The organism is Pseudomonas sp. COW5 (assembly GCF_026240005.1).
Lineage (GTDB): Bacteria > Pseudomonadota > Gammaproteobacteria > Pseudomonadales > Pseudomonadaceae > Aquipseudomonas > Aquipseudomonas kribbensis.
The window spans coordinates 5686340-5706264 of record NZ_JAPHVP010000001.1 but is presented as its reverse complement, the minus strand read 5'-3'; the positions used below and the strand labels follow the sequence as shown (position 1 = coordinate 5706264).

Below are 19925 nucleotides of genomic sequence, written 5' to 3'. Positions count from 1 at the left end.
GGGGGCTTGTCGTTATTGCGCCACGCTTGCTATTTCCCTTGCAGGTCATCGTGCAGACGCTGCATCCGCGGGCAAATCAATGTCAGCGAGGGAGGTTTTGCGCCGCGATGAAACAACGCCAGCCATCCTGCGCCTCGTTCATCCGGCGCCAGTCCGGTGAACACGAAACCTGCCCTCGTCAGCGCGTATAACGCGCTATCAAACCCCTTCGCCAGCCTCAGCCTGATTGAAATGAGCCAATGCGCCGGCAGTTCCTGCAACTGCTTGAGCAAACAGCCATCCAGTGCCCTTAAAGTCCCTTCATATCGACCCCACCGCTGTTCAAGATGCACCGGTTCGCCCACCCATGGCGCAGCCTTTTCCTGCGTTCCGAACACACTGCACATTTGCTGCATGAAGTCCCGACAGCTATCGGGCCATGCCAGTGCCGGAAGCGGACGCCGGTGTCCATCAATGGGCAGGTATCCGATGACGAGTGACTCCCGTGCCGAGGCATCGTGCGGAGACGGGACACCGTCGGGCAGCCATCCCGTATTGTGAAAGCCGAGGCCGGCTGCCATGCGCTGGGTGTAGGGGTGACAGGTCACCTGTCTGATCGTCACGCCCTGCAATCCCAGCGTCCGGGCATCGATCAACAGCTGCCGCCCCAGCCGGGTGGCAACATTCTGACCGCGGGTTTCGGAGGCAACCACGCTGAGCGCCAGTTCGGCGACATGCGAATCTTCGGCGCGAAGCAATGTCGCGTTCCCCAACACTTGATCTCCGGTCACCGCCACCCGTGAATGCCAGCGGCCTTGCGAATGATTGCGGTCAATCATGCAGGGCAGATAAACGTGGGCCTGGGCGTAGAGGTCGCCATAGATCTTGCGAAACAGCATGCTCACGGCTTTTGCGTCGCTGTTGCGGTAGTTCCGCAGCGTTACGCGCTCCATCAGCGAAGCTCCGCACGAGGGTCGTTGTAGACACGCAGGTCCAGGACGCGCTGGCGCTTTCCGGAGCGTGGGTGGCGTGACAGGTCTTGAACCGTGCAACAGTCGATCTGCAAATCCAGCAGGTGATCGGCGTTCAATTGCGAAATCAACGGATAGTGCTCGATCAACGCGCTGCGCAGCATCCGCTCTGATTCCGCCGATGTGGGTCGTTCGGCATCCGGAGCCCATTTAAGGGTCAGGATGTCCTTTGTTCCGGTCTGTTCGATCACCAGTTGCCAGTCGTCACTGTGGGTGATGCATTGCACGGCATTGCCGATTTCATCAGGCAGTAACGTCAGAATGCCCACCCGGACTCGCTGGCTGTCGGCGCAACGGCCCATCAATGCGAATTTGCGTGCGGGGGTTTGCTCAACTTCACGCCAACAGGCGCGGTCGCCGACCGGGTAGCGAATCAACGGCATCAACCGCCGGGTGAGATTGGTCATCACCAGACGTCCGGTGCGATCGCACTCCTCGATCACTTCGCCGGTCTGTTCGTCGAGGATTTCCAGCACGCTGTGGCCCTGCGTCATTCGATGTTCACCCAATGCGCAGTCGGGATGGCTGGCGCCGATGAAGCCGGCGTCGACACTGGCGTAACCCAAGGAGGCAACGCGCACATTGGGAAACACCCGGCCGAGCAGTTGCAACTGCGCCGGGAACAGGCTTTCACCTGCGTAGAGCAGGGATTCGACGCACTCCAGCCGGCGTTCCTGGCGCTCCAGCCATGCGGCAAAGGACAGCAAATGCGCCGGTAAACCTGCCAGCACGTTGATCCGGTGGCGGAAAATCGCATCGGCCAGGACAGACGAATCAACGTGGCCGGTGAAAGGGAACTCCACGATGCCCGGCTGTACATGGGCCAGGGCGTCGTGGGTGAAGATGAAACTGGCATACAGATCGCCGACGAAAAACAGGTTGGCGACCCGGTCACCCTTGTTCAACCGACTCTTGAGGCTGCCTGCGAAATCTTCCACCAGCGTTTGCCATTCACGGCGCTCGAAAACCGACAATTTGCCATCGCCGGTCGTCCCGCCGGTTTTGAATACCATTGCGTTATCCAGGCCTGCTGTCAGCACCGGCCAGCGGTCGAGGTCGTGGCTGTCTTTCCAGTACTGCGCAGGGTCAATGACCGGCAGTTCGGACAGCGACATTACCTGCTCGGGCACCTCGCTGAAGTGGCTGGCGTAAAAGCTTGAATGCTGGCGCGCGAAAGCTACCAGCTCCTGCCAATCAGTTACCGGCTTCATGGTGTGCTCCCTGCAGAATGGAGGAGGCGCGGGCTCCCCGGTTATCGATCAGCAGCGGCGTCTTGCCGCTGTGGCTGTTTCGGGTGAACCGGTCGATGGCGCACGTTTGTGCCTCTACTGTCAGCAGCCCGGTCTGCAAGAGGGTGGCCAGCGTCGGGTAGCCCAGCAATCGTTCATGTACCTCGCGGGGTTCGAGCGCACTTCGGAATTTCATGCATTCGAGTCCGTCGGGGGCATGTTCGAGGATCACCTGGAACTCGGTCCGCAGGTGTTGCGCCAGCTGCGACAGACAGATGAAATCGGTGCCGATGCGCACCAGCCTGCCGTGGCGCTGAAGCAATTCGAAACGAGGTGTCGTCAGGCCGCACCCACACTGTCCGGGCACCCAGCGACCGCTGTCGCCGACGTCATAACGCTGGACGTTCTGACCTTGTCGTTCAATGGACGTGAACACCAGGCGTCCGGTTTCGGTGTCATGGACGGGACGATCGGCTTCGAACGCGACAATTTCCAGGTGCTGGATATCGCTCAAAAGATGAAACACACCGTCATCGCTGGCTGAGCACGCATGACCGAGCGGGCCGGCATCGACACTGCCGTAGATCGCCGAGCGGATCAGGGTGACGCCGCAATCCTGCATCAACTGGCGGCTCTGTTCGCCGAGGTGCTCGCCGCCGAGGAATACCTTTTCGATCCCGCCATAGGCACGTAAACGTGTTTGTTCGTTGAGAAACAATCGATGCAAAGTGCTCGGCATGCCGATGAGCGTGTTTACCCGCTGATCGACGATCAATTGCGCAATCTCCCGGTAATCATCATCGGCCGGGGCGCCCATCGGCAGGTGAGTGACGTCCAGTTGCTCCAGCACTTTGGAGAAGCTGAAAAAGCCGCCATACAGACCGCCGCTGAAAAACAGGTTCATCACCCGGTCCCGGCCCGGATCGAGTCCGGCTGCGAACAGACCGTCGGCCGTAGCGCGCATCTGCCGGTGGAAGTCGCGATAACTGAAACCCGAGAGCGCCGGCACACCGCTGCTGCCGCCGGAGCGGAAATACAGCTGGGCCGCAGGGTTGATCGGCCGTGCAATGAAATCTTCCTTGCTCATGATCGGCAGGTTCGTCACACAGGGCGCAATGGCTAAGCCGTTGAGCGAGGCGTGAGAGGGCAACTGTGTCGACGACAGGCTTACCGAGACTCGCCGGCTCAGGCGTTGCAAGGCATAGACACCGTCATGCGGTTCGCCTTCGTAGCCATCGTGAATTGCCGCAATGGGGGCAATCCGGGTGACACCCGCGGCGATCAGGCTCCGTGAAAGCGCTGCAATCCGCTGTTCCGGGCAGATCAGGGCGCAGCTTTGCAGCACGTTTCGCCATGGCAGTAACGTCTCGACCAACCGCGCGTGCGGCAGTGGCTTGAGCAGCAGGCTGCGAAACAACGGTGAAGGCTGCAATGACTGGTCGTGGGTCCAGATCACCCGCCAGCCCGGTGTTGCCCAGACCTTGCCAGCCACCTCGGTGAAGCTGTGTGCGAGCCGGGCCATGGCCGTATCGGTGGTGATTTGCGAGGCTTCCTGAAGGGTTGGCGGCAGTGGCGGCCAGTGCCCCGCACGACGTTCGAATGCTTCGGACAGCCGTAAACCGATTTCGCGCAGTACGGCCGGGTCGTCGCTGTCCACCAACAACCATTGCGGACTGGAGCAGGCTTGCTGATCGAGTCGGCAGACTTCATCCACCACGCCATCCAGTGTCTGTGGCGAGACGGCGTCCGGGGCGAGATAAACGAAGCTGATGCGATGTCCCCAATCGATCCAGCGGCACCCGGCGGGGATCTGCTCACGGATCGCTCGCAGCGCCGACTCGCCACCCCAGGCCGAGACGCCGTTGGCCCATTGGCACAACTGGCTGATTTGTGCGGTGGTCGCCGGAACGACAGCGATGTGCCCGGCCAGTTGGCCGCTGGGGTCGCATTGTGTTAACGCATGGAGCAATTGCGCGGTCAGGCCGTCGTCGCTGCTGCTGGGGCGCAGCCAGTTGACGTTGCCGGCCAGCAGGCTCTCGATCACCGCGCAGAACGCCAGGAGTGTCGCGTTGCCCGGGGTGATGTGAACCACCAGGCCCAACGGGCTCCAGCGCTCGAAGCGTGGTTGGCGATAATCGTGGCGGCGCAGGGCAGCGGGTTGATCACCCAGCTCACGTTCGAGCTTGCGCAACAGCCCTTGCGGTCTGCAGAACTCGATCAGCGACTGGTGTTGTCCGGCGTCGAGTGGCAGGGCCAGAGTGCTGTCGCCCAGCCGGACGGCAAACGCGGCCGCCGCATGAATGACCGTCTCGCTGTGCAAGGGCCGGTTCAGGTGTAATGGCAGCGTCTGACGCAATTGATCCAGCGCGGCATCAAGGCTGAATTCATCGTGAAGGTGTCCATTGATCAAGTACATATCAGTGCTTCCCCAGCAGTTCGGAAGCCGCCATGGCGCAGCTTCTGCCAGCGGTGGTGGCGGCACGGCCATGCAGTTCGAACCAGTCGCTGTCCAGACCGCAGCCGCAGCTCGCGCCGGGGTGCAGGGTGACGAGGTCGCTCATGACGACGGCATGGGCCGGGCTCGAGGAAATGTAGGGTGAGACCGCACTCAGCAGCCCCGGCCGGCCGTAAGGCAGAACGGAGAAATCGGATGGGTTGCGCACAAGCACCTTTGAATAGACGGGAACATGGAAATGATGGTGAGCGCACTCGAAGTAAGGCACCGGGTGCTCTACCGCGCCGTAGCCGTCGCGACAACAGGACAGATCGACCCCGAGTTGCCGATGGATACGCGCGTACAAATGCTGGCGAGGGATTTCATGCGCCGCACGGGTTTTCCAGCCGCCGCCAAACAGCACCAGTGAATCTGTTGCCAATTGCAGGTTCGCCACGCCAGTGGCCTGCATGCGTTGCAAGGTCTGCCAGAGAAATGCCGGGAAACCGATGATCCGCACCGGCAGGCCTTCTTCGGCAAATGACTGCAAGGCCGAGATGACGCCGAAGCCGTCGAACTCATGGCCACCACCGGTCCGGCGCAAGGCATACGCCACGCGGTTGACCGGCGCGAACCGGCACAGGAACTGGTCGGTGAACGACGTGCCCAGGGTGATGCTGGCTTCGGGTTCGTAGCTCAGCAGCAAGTAGTTGCACGGCGTTTGCGGACTGTCCCAGCCATAGTGGTGGAAGATCCGTTCGACCATGTATTGAGCGGCGGCCAGACTGCGTTCGTCATAACGCATGCGGCTTTTCTGGCCGCTGGTGCCGGACGATGTCAGTTCCAGTGCGTCTGCGCCGGTCGGGCTGAGCAGTTGTTGCTGCTTGAAAAAACTGGCGAAGATCGGCGGCAGTCGCGACCAGTCGTCGAGGCTGTCCAGGTCTGCCACGGTCAACCCGTTGGCCTTCAGCCAGTGTTCATAACCGGGTGTGTGCTCGCTGTGAAACCGACTGATTTCGGCCATGGCCCGATCGAAAAGCCCTGCCGGCACGGATTCCGGACAATAGGGTAGCGTCAACGCACAGAGTGCGTCGCTGTGGGGGAAATGGAACATCAGGCGTCCTTGTTATAGATGTGGCGAGGAAGTGGTTTCTGCCGAGGCGTTTCGTAGAAACCGGTACAAAAAGGGCAGGCTCGACAGCCCGCCCACGGCCACCCAGAGGGCGAAGGATTCGAGGTGGGCACCGCCGCCGATGGCTGCGATGAGTGAACCGCCGACTCCCATCACCGCAATCGAGATCATGCCCACGGCTGCCGAGACCAGCCCCTTGCTGTCATCGCTGGAAAACAGCGCCAGCCGATACAGCACGGCATTGCTCATGCCCAGGCCGACGGCATAGAGCACGAGGCCGGCAATCAGCACACCGAGGGATACGCCGATCAGGGCACCACCCAGCAAGGTCAGCAGCCCAAGGCAAAACGGCCAGAGTGCGAGGCGAATCAATTGCAGCAGCTCGCGCGAGGCCAGCAACCGGTCAAGGAGCAGATTGCCGACGATGACTGCCGAAAAAATCGGGATCTGCCACAGCGCGTACTCTCGCGTCGACAAGCCAAGCCACTGGATCAGCAACAGTGGCGCGAGCCCGATCCAGGCGATCAACGGCAGGCTCATCAGCCCGAGCGCAAGGCTTGCTCCAAGGAACTCGGGGTTGCGCAGCAGTGCCAGGTAGCGACGACGGGTCTTTCGCCAGGACAGCGGGGCGGGGGCCTGCTGGCTGCCATCGCGGCGAACCACTCCGATGGTTTCCGGCAGACAGGTGTAGAGCCCGATCCACGCGATAGCGGCAGCCAGCCCCAGGGCCAGAAACAGGTCGCGCCAGCTCATCCACTCCAGCAACAGGCTGCCGAGCAGCGGCCCCAGCAACGGTGAAAGCAGTGCGATATTGCCCAGCAGCGCCATCAGCCGCACGGCATCGGCTTCAGAGAAGACTTCCTGGAGCACGGGATAACTGACAGCAACCACGAACCCCAGTCCCATGCCTTGCAACAGCCGTAATGCGTTGAACACTTCAATGCCGGGGGTGACGATCGCCGCAGCGCAGGTCACTGCGAAGAGCGCACAGCCGACGAGCAACACGGGGCGCCGGCCAAACCGGTCGGACAGTGGCCCGATCAGCCATTGCAGGCAGACGCCTCCGATCAGATACAGATTGAACGCGTTGGGAATATGCAGTGGATCGGCGCCGAGGTCTTCGGTGACGGTGAGCATGGCCGGCATGATCATGTCGCTGGCCATGTAGGTCAGCCACTCGAACAGCGTGATGGCCAGACAGAAGCCAAGTGTTTTGAGCGGGGAGATATCGATGAGTGTTCTTTGCATGCGCTTCCGTGGCCTTCAAAGGGGAGAGCGCAAAGGCTAGGGGCGAGAGGTGGTATGTATCTACGTCGTTGCTGCAACGATGTATGTCGCAGGTTTGCAGGACATTGCCACAGGCAGATTGCTTACTTCTGTGGGCGAAATTTCCGATATTTTGATCCGGGATATATACGGAAAATGCCCACATCCTCGTGGGCATTTTTCACAGGCATTCAATCAAATGTTGCATTTGAAGAGACGATTGTCAGTGCTCTTCCGATGTCGGATTTACCGATGTTGGTAGTAACCAGGGCCTCCGCCGTAGTAGCGATGATCGCCATGCCAGCCGCCGTGGGGGAAAATGATGCAGCCGCTCAGTGTGAGCAGTGCCAGAACTGGAATCAGCCAGGTGATTCGACGCAGCATTTCAAAAGTCCTCATGGTTAACGCCGTATGGAGTCAAAACTCTTCATCGGCTGTAACATGAGACCCCGTTTGTAGCGGCGCATCCCCGTGACACGGTATGCCGATGGCATGAAAACCGATACAAACCCGATACATTTCAAAGTTTCAGGAACTCGCAATGACTCAGTCGCAACGTTTGAAATACTCGATTCTGATCGCCCTTACCGTGCTGGCGATCATGTTCGGCCTGTCCTGGCTGCAGAACGCCGGGATTATCAGCCAAAAAGTGTTCCAGTACATCGCCATTGGCGTGGCGGTGGTCGTGGTGGTGATCAACGGTGTGATGCGCCGCAAGGTCAAACCCTGACGGCGCTCGAGAAGGGAATCAATCGCTGTTGAGGACGGCGGCAGCCTGTGGATGCAGGCTGTAGCTCTTGTCGGCGTTGAAGGTGATCACACCTTCGGCGCACAGGCGCTTCAACACTTCGCGCACGCTGAGAAAGGACAGCGGAATGCCCAGTTCCAGCAATTGGCTGTGGACACCGCGCACACCCAGGCTGCGCTCGCTCTCGGCGGCGACCAGCAGGGCATCGATGACTTTCAGGCGAATCAGGCTGGTGCGCAGGCCGAAGCTCTTGAGCAGCAGGCGAATACGTTCATTGCCGTGGCGCTCGACTCGTGGTCCGAATACGCCGGCGTGCGAACCCATGGAAGCTCCTTGTGGTGCCTGGCTACCGTCCGATGGTAGTTGCGGGTTGTACATGCGATTACTCCTTTTCAGAGCCTGATCAGGAAGGGTTACGGGTGCTCTCTCTAAACAAGACGTATCAGCCCGACAAATCATGAAGCGAAAAATGTAGAAAATTTGTCGTTGATTCGTCTTTTCTCCGTGATCCGGGCTCAAAACGGGTGCCCGTCGGAGAATTTATTGGAGTTCGCTGGTGAGTCCGCTGCGATGGGGTCAGCCCCGGCCGTTCGAGGCTCGCTGAAAGAGCCAAAAAAACCGCTGCATTGGCAGCGGCAAAAAATATGGCACTTCAAGTTTGTGTTAAGTCGACCTGCTGGTTATTCGGGTTTGAAGCCTGGTTTTCCGTTGGCTTCACGCCATTCTTTAATGGTTTTGAGCACTCCGGCGGGGCTGTCTTCGACACCTTCCTCCGGGTAGTACAACACGCCCGTGCCGTTTGGGTGTTCCGAGGTACTGACGATGTTGTCGACGAAAGAATCATGTTCTCTTTCTGATCGAAATTTACCTTGGAACAGGCGCTCTATGACCGCCAGATATTCAGTTTCTGTGTACTGTTCGAACCTGTCCTTGAGGATCATTCCTGCCGTTCTCCTTTTTTTGAATGAGCATTGATGTGCTGTCTTGGAGTCATTAATCGAAGGTTATCCACGTCGTAGACAGCACCTCCTTCATTGACCGGCGTGACATGATGGATTTCCATTTTTGCTCGCCTGCCTACCTGCTCTGCCGGATCGGCACTTGGAGACAGCCCATCTCTCATGTCGACTCTGTTCAGCCGTTTGAACTCGATACTCAGTCGTTCGTCGCTTGCCACAACCTTCCAGAATGCCCTGCGAAACGCCCTGAAACTCGAAAACTCCCGTCCTCTCAGTTTATCCGCAATCTGTGCGGGAATCGGCGCGCCCTCAGGTGTCGACGCACCGCCCAGCCAGCGCCCGGCTATAGCTCGTCCGTTCCCGCTGACCACACCGGGATCCTGTCGCCGGTCCCTGAACATCGTGAATGTCGCAGGGATCCCGGAATCGATCGGGAACACGGTGATGAATCCACCGAGACCGTACAGATCAAGCTGTGGAAACGAGTCCAGCCGACCGATTGACGGGGTAATCGTCGCGCCTTCGTAAACGGGCACATCCGTATCGGAGAACGGCAAGTCCGTTGATGAGTTCAGTGGATCTATTAATGGCGTCCACGTGAGGACGGGGCCCTTGGCGTCGGCAATGCTGGAAACGTAGACGTTTCTTGTCGCATCAAACTGCGCCAATGTGACTGGCACATTCGCAGGAACGGTGGCGCCGTCGGTGCTGACAACAACGATTTCTGTCTTTTTGCCCTGCGTTCTGGCGGCCAGCCTTAATGGCAGGTTGACCTCTCCACCACTGGCTGCCCGTTCATAAAGATCGGCCGTTACATCCGGGGCAAGTTCCGAAAGCGGAACGCTTGCGGAGTAAAGATCGCCATTACCCGTTGGGGAGGGAAGCAAAAGTGCAGCGAACCCGACCAGTACAGGGGAGGCGGATACGGTGACTGCTGCCGTAGCAACGGAGACAGCCGTGCGCAATGCACTCTTGAGCGCCAGCGCAGTCGCCCGGCTGGTCACAACAGTGCCTCGCGTGCCGGCAAACACCGGGCCGAACGCGGCCCTTGAACCGACATTCGCAAATGTCGGTATTTGCCCCGGTGCGACGGCTTCGGCTTGCCATTGCGCCTGCACACGCGCCTGATCCGCGAGAAATCTGGCCTCGGCCCGAGCGGCTCGTCGATGTTCCCGTTTCTTCTTTCTCCGGGCTCTTTGCCGTGCCCTGCGCTGCTCCTCAAGAAGGGCTCTTTCAGCCTTTTGTCGGTTCTGTTCCTGCTCGGCTTCCAGTGCTGCCTGTGCCTGTTGTTCAAGACGAATCCGCTCGGCAGCCAGGTGTCGGGCCGCCGCTTCGGCTGCCAGACGCGCCTGCTCGACGGCCAGGCGTTGTACTTCAGCTTGTGCCGCCAACCGTTGCTGTACTAGGGCTCGTTGCTCCTCTTGTTCTCGCTGCTGCCGCGCGGCTTCCGCCAGTGCTTGCTGATGTTGCTGCTGCGCCAAAAGCCGGGCATGTTCGGCGGCCTGGCGTGCCGCTTCAGCTGCTGCAGCTTGCGCTTGATCACTGGCCTGAACGGAAATCAGCCAGTTGTGTACGTTGGCTTGTTGTTGATGCAAAACGGCAATCGTCTGAGCCAGCAGTTTCGCTTCGAACGCGGCCCGATACGATTGCCGCCACAAGGCAATTGCCGGGCCGTCAGGCGCCAAGCGTCTGTCTAGCGCCTGAGCGCGTTCAAGAAACTGGTAAACCGTTATGTGGGTGGGGTCACTGCCGTAAAAGCCGTGGGACAAGACCGTCTGGTGTTGAAGCTCCGCGGTTTTCCTCTGGATCACTCTGCTACGTACGCCCAGTTCCCGCAGAATCGCTGCTGCCGGTGGCAATGGATGCATCGACTCTTCAAGCCGGGCCGCAGCCAGATCCACTTCTATGGCTTGCGGGATATTCCCGGCTTTTAACTGATATTCAGTGTCCAGTCGTGTAGTAAAGACTTGCAGCGCCTGCTGGTATGCATGGGTATTTCGTGGCGGTCCAAATGGGCCGCTATTTGGCAATGTGGTGCCGGTCGGGGGCGTGACGGGTAAGCCCGGTGGCGCAGGAGCCGTCGTATGGACGGCGACGTCCCACTCCCAGGGCGGAGGTTTCTGCAGCATATTCATATCCTTTTGAATGTGCGTCGTTCTTGATGAGTACCGAGTGTTTTTTCTTTTCCCTTGTTGCGAGTTAAAGGTACAGCGAAGCCACCGAAGCCGTTTCCGAGATACTTGTGGGTGTTTACGCTGGATAAATTGGGAGTTTTCGGCGACGGAGGAAATAACGTGGAAAACTCTTCTGGGTAACAGGAAAGCTCCTATAAGGCCGGACGATATCCTTTGCGTACGTGCTCTTGTCGGTGCTGTCCATTACCCGTCAGTGATTGCTGGCGTGACCACCTAAATTTTTTTTTTCCGGTTTCGTTTCTAGAAAAGGCTCATTGCGCGTGGACGCGTGGGTGATTTCAGGGCGGAGCTGCCGCGCATGGCTTTTCGAACAAGGCGCGCTCCGCTCTCAGGTATTTCGATCAGGAGCGAGCGTGATTATTTCCAGGCAGTTAACCGGGCTGACCCTTGCCGGCATGTTTCTCGGGTTGAGTCTGTCGGCGCAGGCGTTCAGTCCTGCCACCCAGGCCGGGGCCGACATCCGTCGCACGGGATTTGGCGTGCCGCATATCAGCGCGGAAAACGAACGCGGCCTCGGGTTCGGCATCGGTTACGCCTATGCGCAGGACAACCTGTGCCTGCTGGCCAACGAGATCGTCACGGTCAATGGCGAGCGGTCGCGCTACTTCGGGCCGGATCAGCTCACCGTCGAAGAACGTGAGAACCGCGTCAGTGACGTGTTCTTCCAATGGCTCAATACCCCTCAAGCGGTCGGTGCCTTCTGGCAGGCGCAGCCGGTCGAAGTGCGTGATCTGGTGGAGGGTTATGCCGCCGGCTACAACCGGTATCTGGCCGAGCGTCGTCAGCAAGGGCTGCCGCAACAGTGCCAGGGCGAATGGGTGCGTGATATTGCGGCCGAGGACCTGGTGAAGCTGACGCGTCGATTGCTGGTCGAGGGCGGCGTCGGTCAGTTCGCCGAGGCACTGGCCGGGGCCGCACCGCCGCAAGCCACTGCGCAAAACCCGAGCCATGCCCGCGCCTATGACCTGGCCGCCACGCGCCTGCAACGTTTCGCCCTGGACCGCGGCAGCAACGCGGTGGCCGTGGGCAGCGAACGCTCCTTCAACGGTCGCGGAATGTTGCTGGCGAACCCGCATTTTCCGTGGGTCGGCGGCATGCGTTTTTATCAGATGCACCTGACCATTCCCGGCAAACTGGATGTGATGGGCGCGGCGCTGCCGGGGCTGCCGATGATCAACATCGGTTTCAACCAGCACCTCGCCTGGACCCACACCGTTGACTCGTCCAAACACTTCACCCTGTATCGCCTGCAACTCGATCCGAAAGATCCGACCCGCTATGTGCTCGATGGCCAATCGTTGCCGTTGAACAAGCAGACGGTGACGGTGCAGGTCAAACAGGCGGACGGACAGGTGACACCGGTATCGCGGGATATCTACAGCTCGCAGTTCGGCCCTATCGTGCAGTGGCCGGGCAAGCTCGACTGGGACAACCAGTACGCCTACAGCCTGCGCGATGCCAACCTCGACAATGATCGCGTGCTGACGCAGTGGTACTCGATGAACCGCGCCGCCAACCTCAAGGATCTGCAGGATTCGGTGCACAAGATCCAGGGCATCCCGTGGGTCAACACCCTGGCGGTGGATGACAAGGGGCAGACGCTGTACATGAACCTGTCGGTGGTGCCGAACGTCAGTGCCGACAAACTGGCCAAGTGCAGCGACCCGCGCATCGGCCTGCAAATGATTGTCCTCGACGGTTCCAACAGCGCCTGCGCCTGGGACATCGATCCGCAAGCCGCGCAGCAGGGCATTTATGCGTCCAGCCAGTTGCCGCAATTGCTGCGCAAGGATTTCGTCCAGCACTCCAATGATTCGGCCTGGCTGGCCAACCCGGCGCAACCGCTGACCGGTTTCTCGCCGCTGATCAGTCAGGAAGGCCAGCCACTGGGGCTGCGCTCGCGTTTTGCGCTGGATCGTCTGGCGACCCTGAGCAAAAAAGGTTCGGTGTCGGTGCAGGACCTGCAACACATGGTGATGGATGATCAGGTGTTTCTGGCCGCTCAGGTGCTGCCGGATCTGCTGAAGTTCTGTGCATCGTCAACCGGCGCCGAGGTCGCTTTGAAATCGGTGTGCTCCAGCCTCAAGGCCTGGGACGGTCGGGCGAACCTGGATTCGGGAATGGGCCTGGTGCATTTCCAGAACATCATGCAGGCCTTGCAGGAATCTCCGGATGTCTGGCGGGTCGCATTCGATCCGAAAGACGCGCAGCACACCCCGCGAGGGCTCGCGACTGAGAAGCCCGACGTGGCCAAGGCTTTGCGCGAAGCGATGCTGGCGTCAGCCGAGTCGGCGGGCAAAATGGGTCTGACCGCACAAACCCGTTGGGGCGATGTTCAGGTGGTCAGCAGTGGTGGTCAGCAGACGCCGATCCATGGCGGCCCGGGTACGCTGGGTATCTACAACGCGATCCAGAGCGTGCCGCGTGAGGACGGCAAACTCGAAGTGGTCAGCGGAACGAGTTATCTGCAGGTGGTGACGTTCGATGAGAAGGGACCGCACGCTCAGGGCCTGCTTGCGTTCTCGCTGTCCAGCGATCCGGCGTCGAAGTACTCGCGGGATCAGACCGAGGCCTTCTCGAAGAAGCAGTGGAGCGTGTTGCCGTTCACCGAACAGCAGATCAAGGCCGATCCGCAGTATCAGGTGCAAAGCGTGCGTGAAGAACTGGATAAGACAGGGAAGGTGGCGGCGCAGTAATCAATCGTCACGATGTCACAGCAAACACTGAAGGCCGCTCCCGTAAAGGGGCGGCCTTCAGCTTTTTGGCGGTTGCTGCGGCATCGGATTGATCACCGGGTTGCCGTCCTGGTTGCGGGTGATGAACACCGGCAGGACTTTGGGCATCGAGCCGGCGAAGCTGTTCAGCTCCTTGATGTTGTAGATGCCGCCGACCCGGATCGCCCCGGTGGCGCTATCGGCCAGCATCAGCGGTTTGTCCAGATAACGGTTGATCAGCGGCAAAGCTTCGTTCAACGCCAGGTTGTCGAGGATCAGCTTGCCGCTACGCCAGGCCAGCGAGGTGTCGCTGGCGTAGGTCTGGCTGATTTGCGGCATGTAGTCGCCATGCTTGTAGCGAGCCTGCATCGAAGGCCCCAGACGCAGGCCATCACCGGACAACTGAGTGTTGCTGGTGACCAGCACGGAACCCTCGACCAGATTGACCTTCACCTGATCTTCATACATCCAGACGTTGAAACGGGTGCCGGTGACGCGAATTTTGCCTTCGGCCGCCTTCACTATGAACGGGTGGTTCAGATCGTGGCTGACTTCAAAGAAAGCCTCGCCCTTTTTCAGGGTGACACGACGCTCGTCCTTGTAATTGCTGAAGGTCAGATCGGTATTGAGGTTCAGCTCGACCTGACTGCCATCGCTCAAGGTGACGTGGCGGACGTTGTCGGTGGCCGCGAAATGCTGATAGCTGTTGGGCAGCCAGCCAAGGTTCCATCCGGTCCAGGCCGCCAGTGGCACTGCCAGCGCGCAAACGGAGGCCGCAACCGCATATTGACGCCAGGTCCGGGCCGGTGGACGGATCGGTACGATCACCGCAGGTTCCGGGCGCGGCAAGTGTTCGGCGACATCCCAGATTTCCAGCATGGCCTCGTATTCGAATGCGTGCAGCGGGTGCGCGTCGCGCCATTGCTCGAATGCCAGCCGCTCCTCGGCGGTGCAGTCGACGGCGTGCATGCGCATACACCAATGCGCGGCGGCATCGGTGATCGCATCGTATTCGGCTTCGGAGAGGGTGTTCTGGGTCATTGACTCGTCCTGATTTGCTGCATTCTAACCTTGACGGGAAGGCGGCGAGAACCGTGGTCATGGCGATTTCCCATCAATGGGGCCATTTTCCCTGTCCATCCCCTTAAAACAGGGTGTATTGAGAACAGTATTCATAAACCGAGTGAAAAAATGATCAAAAGCGCACTGTTCTCATTAACGGTCGTAAGGAACTGTCGTAAAAAATGCGCAGGCACCAGGCCCGCGCACTTCCCGCCTCATGGGGACTGAACCGGATCCAGCTGTCGGCCGATTTCGCAGATCAGGCGAGCGATTGAGTCGGCGTTGCGCAGGATGACGTCGACTCGTACGTCTGGCGATTGCTGATCGAGAAAGGCATTACGCGCTTCCTGAATGGTCTTGCTGCCCGTCAGTTTGAGAACTTCCTCGGAAATGAGCTGCATGTCCGGGATGTTGTCGAAACTGACCCAGGTCTTGAGTGCCGTATTCCATTCCGCAAACAGTTGTGCCCTTGGAGTGTTCAATGACAATGCAGACGTCTGATCGAACTCGAGCTCCTGAAACAGTAACGCGCCGGTGGCTGTGATGGTCGAAATCAGGTCGCTGAATGGCTCACGCGCTCTCAACGAGGCGATATCCAGCGCCTTGCTGAACTGGTGGGCAAACTCATGAATCAGTGTCGAGGCCTGAGCATGACCATCGACATCGAACGGCTCCAGCAAATAGGTTTTGAACTGGTCCAGTTGCTGGTCAAAAAAATGCTCGGTGAAATGCACCAGCTTTTTTGCGTCACCATCCAGTACGAACGCAATGACATCAGGCAGGAACTTGTTTGATCCGACAACGAAGCGATCGGTGTCGAGCAGTTCATCGGCGGGGTCCACCAGTGCCTGGCAGATCGGCTGGATCGTCGCGCTGATCTTGGCCAGCATGGCGCCGGTGATGCTAGGTGCATCAAAAAAACTCTCAAGGAAGCGAGTTACCCGGAGATTGTCTATTCCGCGACCGAGCGGTGTCAGGTTATGCAGGCAATAGAACGCATATCGTCGGGCGAGGTCGATGGCGTTCACCAGGGTCCGGGCTTTGTCCGGGTACTTCAGGCGAATTTGATCCATGCCGCGAGCCTCGATGTTCAACATCGTTCGTCGCAGGCGAGAGATGGTGTTGCGCTCGGCCAGTTTTCTGAAAGCCTGGCCGTAGTGAACAGTTTGCTGAGTCGGGATCTGAACCATTGCCAGACCACTTTTTTGAAACAGCGGGCCGTATTTCCCCGCATCTGCCAGTTGCCATGCCTGCTCACGTTTTTTGACTTGGTAGACCTTGCCATCGATGGCGGCATAATCACGATTGGAGTCTGGTTGTCGGTAAGTACCTGTGATCGAGCCGTATACAAGATCCTTCAGCGCAACGTCGGTGGCTTCCGATGATTGCATCTGGGTGCGCATCGACGAGGAGGGCTCGACTTCACTGGTGTCGGAGATGGCGGCTTCCTGTTCGACTGTGGCGCCTGCGCCCGATATTTCCGGTAGCAGCGCCATCTGGATCATTTGCACACCACCGTCAATAAAGGACTGCAAAGCCCGTTTCCAGTGGTGGTTCTGCAAGGCTTCGGCCGAGTCTTTGAAGCCGTCATAGGCACGCCAGAGAAACGGCACGAAGGCCAGCTTGCCCTGCAGGGTTGCCGACACTTGCCTGATACCCTGGCTGAACAGGGTCTTGGCGGTTTCCCAGTCAGACTGCGCTTCACGCTCGGTCTGTGATTCAAGCTGCTGCTGCAATAGCTTGAGGTTATCGTCGTAAAACCGTTCCAGCAGGTTGCCTTCAACTGGAAGGCTGGCAAGAGTCATTTCGCTGGTCTCGTCCACGGTATCTGCCAACAGGCTGCGGAAGACGGCCTGGCGCCCGGCCGGCAAGCGACGTAGCAACAGATTCTGTAGAGGCCCCGGCGTATTCAGCGCCGCGATCAATGCCTTTTCGTCCTTGAATTCGTGAAACGGCTGTTGGGAATAGGGCGCGTAAAGCACCAGCGGGCCCTTGTGCCTCTGACCCGGAGCAAAGACGTAAATCCCCAGTACGGTCTCTGCGTTGGCGCCGGCCGTCTTGATCAGTGCCAACGGACTGACAACCACATGGACACCGGGCACAGTGGTTCGGGCATAGCCATCGGGCATGTCCAGTCCCTGACTGATCTGCTCGTAGGCTTTTGTGGACAGATGCTGCTGCATCTTCAAAGCATGGGCGTGCTGCATCAGTTGCCAGGGAATCTGCTGGAAAAAACGCTTTTTGCGTTCACGACCTTCAACCGTGTGCGTCGATAGTGCCGCGGCCACCTTTGGACCATAGGTATCCGGGATCTCCAGCGACAGCAGCAATTGATCGACGGTTTTGCGATCCAGTCCGGGAGGCAGGGTCTCGGCGGTTTTCGATACCACCCTGTACCCCGTGCCCTGGAGTACGTTGACGTGATTCAGGGCAAACTCGACCAGGTCTCGGGGCGGACCAGCGAGTGCCAGATCGGGAATGATCTCGATCTGCCGGGGATCGAGATGTTCGTTCGGAAAACGAAGGCCGAGCGCAGTTTTCAATGCTTGTTCGACATGCTCGGCCAGTGGCGTAACGCCCGTCAGGTAATCCTTGTCTTCGATGACACTCTGGTTCCATCGCTCAAGCAGTTCGACATGTCGCTTCTGGTCCCTGACCGGAGCCATGCTCAGCCAGGCAGGAAACGTCTGCTGGTTCTCGATGGCCCTGGCATGCTCGCCGGCAAGGCGCAGGTTGGTTTGAGGTGGCATCTTGCGCAGCGCTGACAATGCCTTTTCTCGCCTGGCCCCGTCATCCACTCGCTGACGCACTTGCTCGCAACGTGCGAGATAGTGCTCGATGCCCGATTGCATGCGCTCATGCAATACGTTGCGATGGATGATGCGAAACCGTCCAAGGGTATAGCGCTGATGGGGGCGGTATTGATCGGGAACAATATTTTCCAGCAGTGAAAGGCACTGAACATTGTCGAGCAAACGCCGGCTCAGTGCCTGTCGGGCAATGGCAATGTTATCGAAAACCTCCAGTCCCAGCGCTGGCGTCCACAGCACGGTGCGCCCGGAATGCTGGGCGTCGAGGCCTCCGCGCTCGGTCATCAAAACGCAATGGGCCAGGGGCCAGACGGTCCTGCCGTCGGGAGACTCAAGGGCAAGGACATAACCATCGGGTCGGAAACCGTTGAGCGCCCGACGTTCCAGGCGACTGGGGCGCTCGGCATTGATGACGGTTTCGACGACCGCCCGTGCCCAGTCAGGCAGGCTGCCGCTCGATACCCTGAGTCGGGCTTCACCGTTCACGCCGACGAACCAGGCATGGCCCAGATCCGCCTTCATGTTTTCAAGCCAGGCTCGCTGAGCATCCCGGGTTGTCATGGGCTGCTTGTCGAAGCTCTCCAGAAGAGGAGACTCCACGGAATGAAAGGTCTTGATGGCCCCATGAGCCTTGTCGGCCAGGACGATCGAAGGCTGCTGACTGCCGGACCAGACCGGCTGTGTGCTCCAGCGTCCCTGCGCGTCGAGTTGTTGCAAGCGCTCGTGAATCATCGAGCGGATATCCAGGCTCTTGTCGAACAGCGCGTGGAGGTTCACCGCGCCGTCGCTGAGACGAAACACTTGCAGGGCATACTCGATGTTCTGTCGTTGCTTGGTGATGATCGATTCGCACAGGAAGCGGAACACTTCGCCGGCCACCCGGTCTCCCGACACCTGAGGCTGATCGAAGCCCAGGAAGCGGCTGCGCTCGTCCAGGCTGAGCAAAGCGTAGAGTTCGTCTTCGTGGCCCTCTGCGATGAATTTGTCCTGCAGGGTCGCTTTCAGGTCCTGATAGTCCTTGAGCTGCTGCAAACCCTGAGAAGGCGTGTAGAGAAAAGCATCGGCGCCACTGATCATCAGCGAGCCGGCAAGCTCCACATAATTGGCCGGGTTTTCCCAGAGGCGCACTGTCTCGGCTATAGGGGCAGAGCGACCATCGGCATCGGGAAGGATCAGCTTATGCAGCATGTCGAACTGGTCTGCATCGAGGATCCCGGCTTCGCGCTTGAGCATCCAGTCGACGCGGGCCTGGTCTTCCAGCACCCGGGCGAGAAATGTGCGGCGTGTCGATCCCAGGACTGCCACGCCGTTCCAGTACTGTTCCATCTGGCGGTATAGCAGGGCCGGCAACATGCTCGATGCCTGGGTGACGGCATTTCTCCATTGGTCCTGATCGTGTATGTCCGGAGTCCTGCCTGGATGGGAAAACTCCGGCAGGCGAGCACCCGGCCAGCGCTGGTGGCGGTAATGCACCAGCACTGCTTCACTCAGACTAAGGGTGTCGACCCTGGGGGCATCCCCGGTGGGGGCCTGATTGCTTTCTCCGTCGCTAGCTGTGTAAACGCGGACGCTTGTACGGTTTTGTTGCAGCGTCCCGAAGTGAGGCCTGAGCAACTCGTTCAATGCGCTGTCCAGCATTTGCGTGAGCGTCGGCAGCTTCTTGAGTTCGTCCAGCATGGCCTGGGCGTTGAGCAACGGCCCTTGTCTGAGCGTTTCGTCGCGATCCTCGAACACATCCCCCTCGATGATCGAAAACGTCACCGAAATACGCTCGGCATCCTGTAGGCGTCTCTGGTGCGACAAAGGTAGAAATGCCAGCAATGTGTCCTGACCGGCGGATGTTCTGAGGCGCTCCTCCAACTGAGCCGTCAGGTTCGCGCGACTGTGGTGTCTGCGGATGCCTTCGTACGGGGTGTAGAGGATCTGGCCCTTGTCGTACGGCGTGTCACTCAGAACAAATGCACCCGGCAATGGAATGGGGTTCTGACTGTCGGCATTGAGCAAGACACGTTCGGCCAACATGGGCGGTTTTTGCTCGCGTCGCAGGGCGTCGGACGCCAGCCTGACGTCGGCCAGCCAATAGAAATCCTTTTCTGCCAGGCCATGGGTTTTACCCAAGCCGGGCCATAGGCCCGGTGAGTCGAGGGCTTCGGGGAAGAGCAATGGAGAGGTGGGTACAGACATCGTCAAGTCTCGAAAAAATAGAAAGTGCGGTGAGGTTCGAGACAGGAAGGTAAAGGCGCGCAGACGGGCGAAGGTGGTACCAGGGTATTGCGCGGGGAACCCTCGCTGCGTGCATTGCAGGGTTGACAGGCCACTGGCTGCCCGTGGTTAATCCGGATGCGTCAGTTCGTACGCTGTTGTTC

At 59.3% G+C, this 19925-nt stretch carries 13 protein-coding genes; 2 read left to right on the top strand and 11 right to left on the bottom strand.

Annotation, left to right across the window (positions count from 1 at the left end):
- Positions 1-29: 29 nt before the first annotated feature.
- The 6 genes from OQ248_RS25985 to OQ248_RS25960 form a co-directional block, all read right to left on the bottom strand.
- Positions 30-932 (bottom strand): GNAT family N-acetyltransferase, encoded by a 903-nt coding sequence (locus tag OQ248_RS25985; RefSeq protein WP_265814554.1) that lies wholly within the window; start codon positions 930-932, stop codon positions 30-32.
- Positions 932-2221 carry a phenylacetate--CoA ligase family protein gene (locus OQ248_RS25980; RefSeq protein ID WP_265814553.1) on the bottom strand — a complete coding sequence of 430 codons (1290 nt, stop codon included), beginning with the start codon at positions 2219-2221 and terminating at the stop codon, positions 932-934. Before OQ248_RS25980 ends, OQ248_RS25985 begins: the two co-directional genes overlap by 1 nt.
- Positions 2205-4655, bottom strand: coding sequence for an acyl-CoA reductase (locus OQ248_RS25975; protein WP_265814552.1), 2451 nt, complete (start codon positions 4653-4655; stop codon positions 2205-2207). Before OQ248_RS25975 ends, OQ248_RS25980 begins: the two co-directional genes overlap by 17 nt.
- A gap of 1 nt (position 4656) precedes the next feature.
- Positions 4657-5787: an acyl-protein synthase gene (locus tag OQ248_RS25970; protein WP_265814551.1), complete on the bottom strand. Its 1131-nt coding sequence runs from the start codon at positions 5785-5787 to the stop codon at positions 4657-4659.
- A gap of 12 nt (positions 5788-5799) precedes the next feature.
- Positions 5800-7053: an MFS transporter gene (locus tag OQ248_RS25965; protein ID WP_265814550.1), complete on the bottom strand. Its 1254-nt coding sequence runs from the start codon at positions 7051-7053 to the stop codon at positions 5800-5802.
- A gap of 264 nt (positions 7054-7317) precedes the next feature.
- Positions 7318-7455: a hypothetical protein gene (locus OQ248_RS25960; RefSeq protein ID WP_167443772.1), complete on the bottom strand. Its 138-nt coding sequence runs from the start codon at positions 7453-7455 to the stop codon at positions 7318-7320.
- Between the two features lie 157 nt (positions 7456-7612).
- Here OQ248_RS25960 and OQ248_RS25955 point away from each other — a divergent pair, with 157 nt between their 5' ends.
- Positions 7613-7801: a hypothetical protein gene (locus OQ248_RS25955; protein WP_119426198.1), complete on the top strand. Its 189-nt coding sequence runs from the start codon at positions 7613-7615 to the stop codon at positions 7799-7801.
- 18 nt (positions 7802-7819) lie between these two features.
- Here OQ248_RS25955 and OQ248_RS25950 read toward each other — a convergent pair whose 3' ends face one another.
- The 3 genes from OQ248_RS25950 to OQ248_RS25940 all read right to left on the bottom strand — a co-directional run bounded on the left by OQ248_RS25950 (position 7820) and on the right by OQ248_RS25940 (position 10907).
- On the bottom strand, positions 7820-8197 hold the full coding sequence (locus OQ248_RS25950; RefSeq protein ID WP_119426197.1) for a fe2+ zn2+ uptake regulation protein: 378 nt from the start codon (positions 8195-8197) through the stop codon (positions 7820-7822).
- Between the two features lie 302 nt (positions 8198-8499).
- Positions 8500-8760 (bottom strand): bacteriocin immunity protein, encoded by a 261-nt coding sequence (locus OQ248_RS25945; protein ID WP_265814549.1) that lies wholly within the window; start codon positions 8758-8760, stop codon positions 8500-8502.
- Positions 8757-10907, bottom strand: coding sequence for an S-type pyocin domain-containing protein (locus tag OQ248_RS25940; RefSeq protein ID WP_265814548.1), 2151 nt, complete (start codon positions 10905-10907; stop codon positions 8757-8759). The genes OQ248_RS25945 and OQ248_RS25940 overlap by 4 nt, the downstream gene beginning before the upstream one ends.
- A 419-nt stretch (positions 10908-11326) precedes the next feature.
- Between OQ248_RS25940 and OQ248_RS25935 the strand changes: the two genes are divergently transcribed.
- Positions 11327-13669: an acylase gene (locus tag OQ248_RS25935; protein WP_265814547.1), complete on the top strand. Its 2343-nt coding sequence runs from the start codon at positions 11327-11329 to the stop codon at positions 13667-13669.
- Between the two features lie 57 nt (positions 13670-13726).
- Here the strand turns inward: OQ248_RS25935 and OQ248_RS25930 are convergent, their stop codons facing one another.
- On the bottom strand, positions 13727-14728 hold the full coding sequence (locus tag OQ248_RS25930; RefSeq protein WP_265814546.1) for a FecR family protein: 1002 nt from the start codon (positions 14726-14728) through the stop codon (positions 13727-13729).
- A 236-nt stretch (positions 14729-14964) separates the two neighbouring features.
- The gene (locus OQ248_RS25925; protein ID WP_265814545.1) at positions 14965-19743 is read right to left on the bottom strand and encodes a DUF6543 domain-containing protein; all 4779 of its coding nucleotides are present in this window, start codon (positions 19741-19743) and stop codon (positions 14965-14967) included.
- Positions 19744-19925 lie beyond the last annotated feature (182 nt).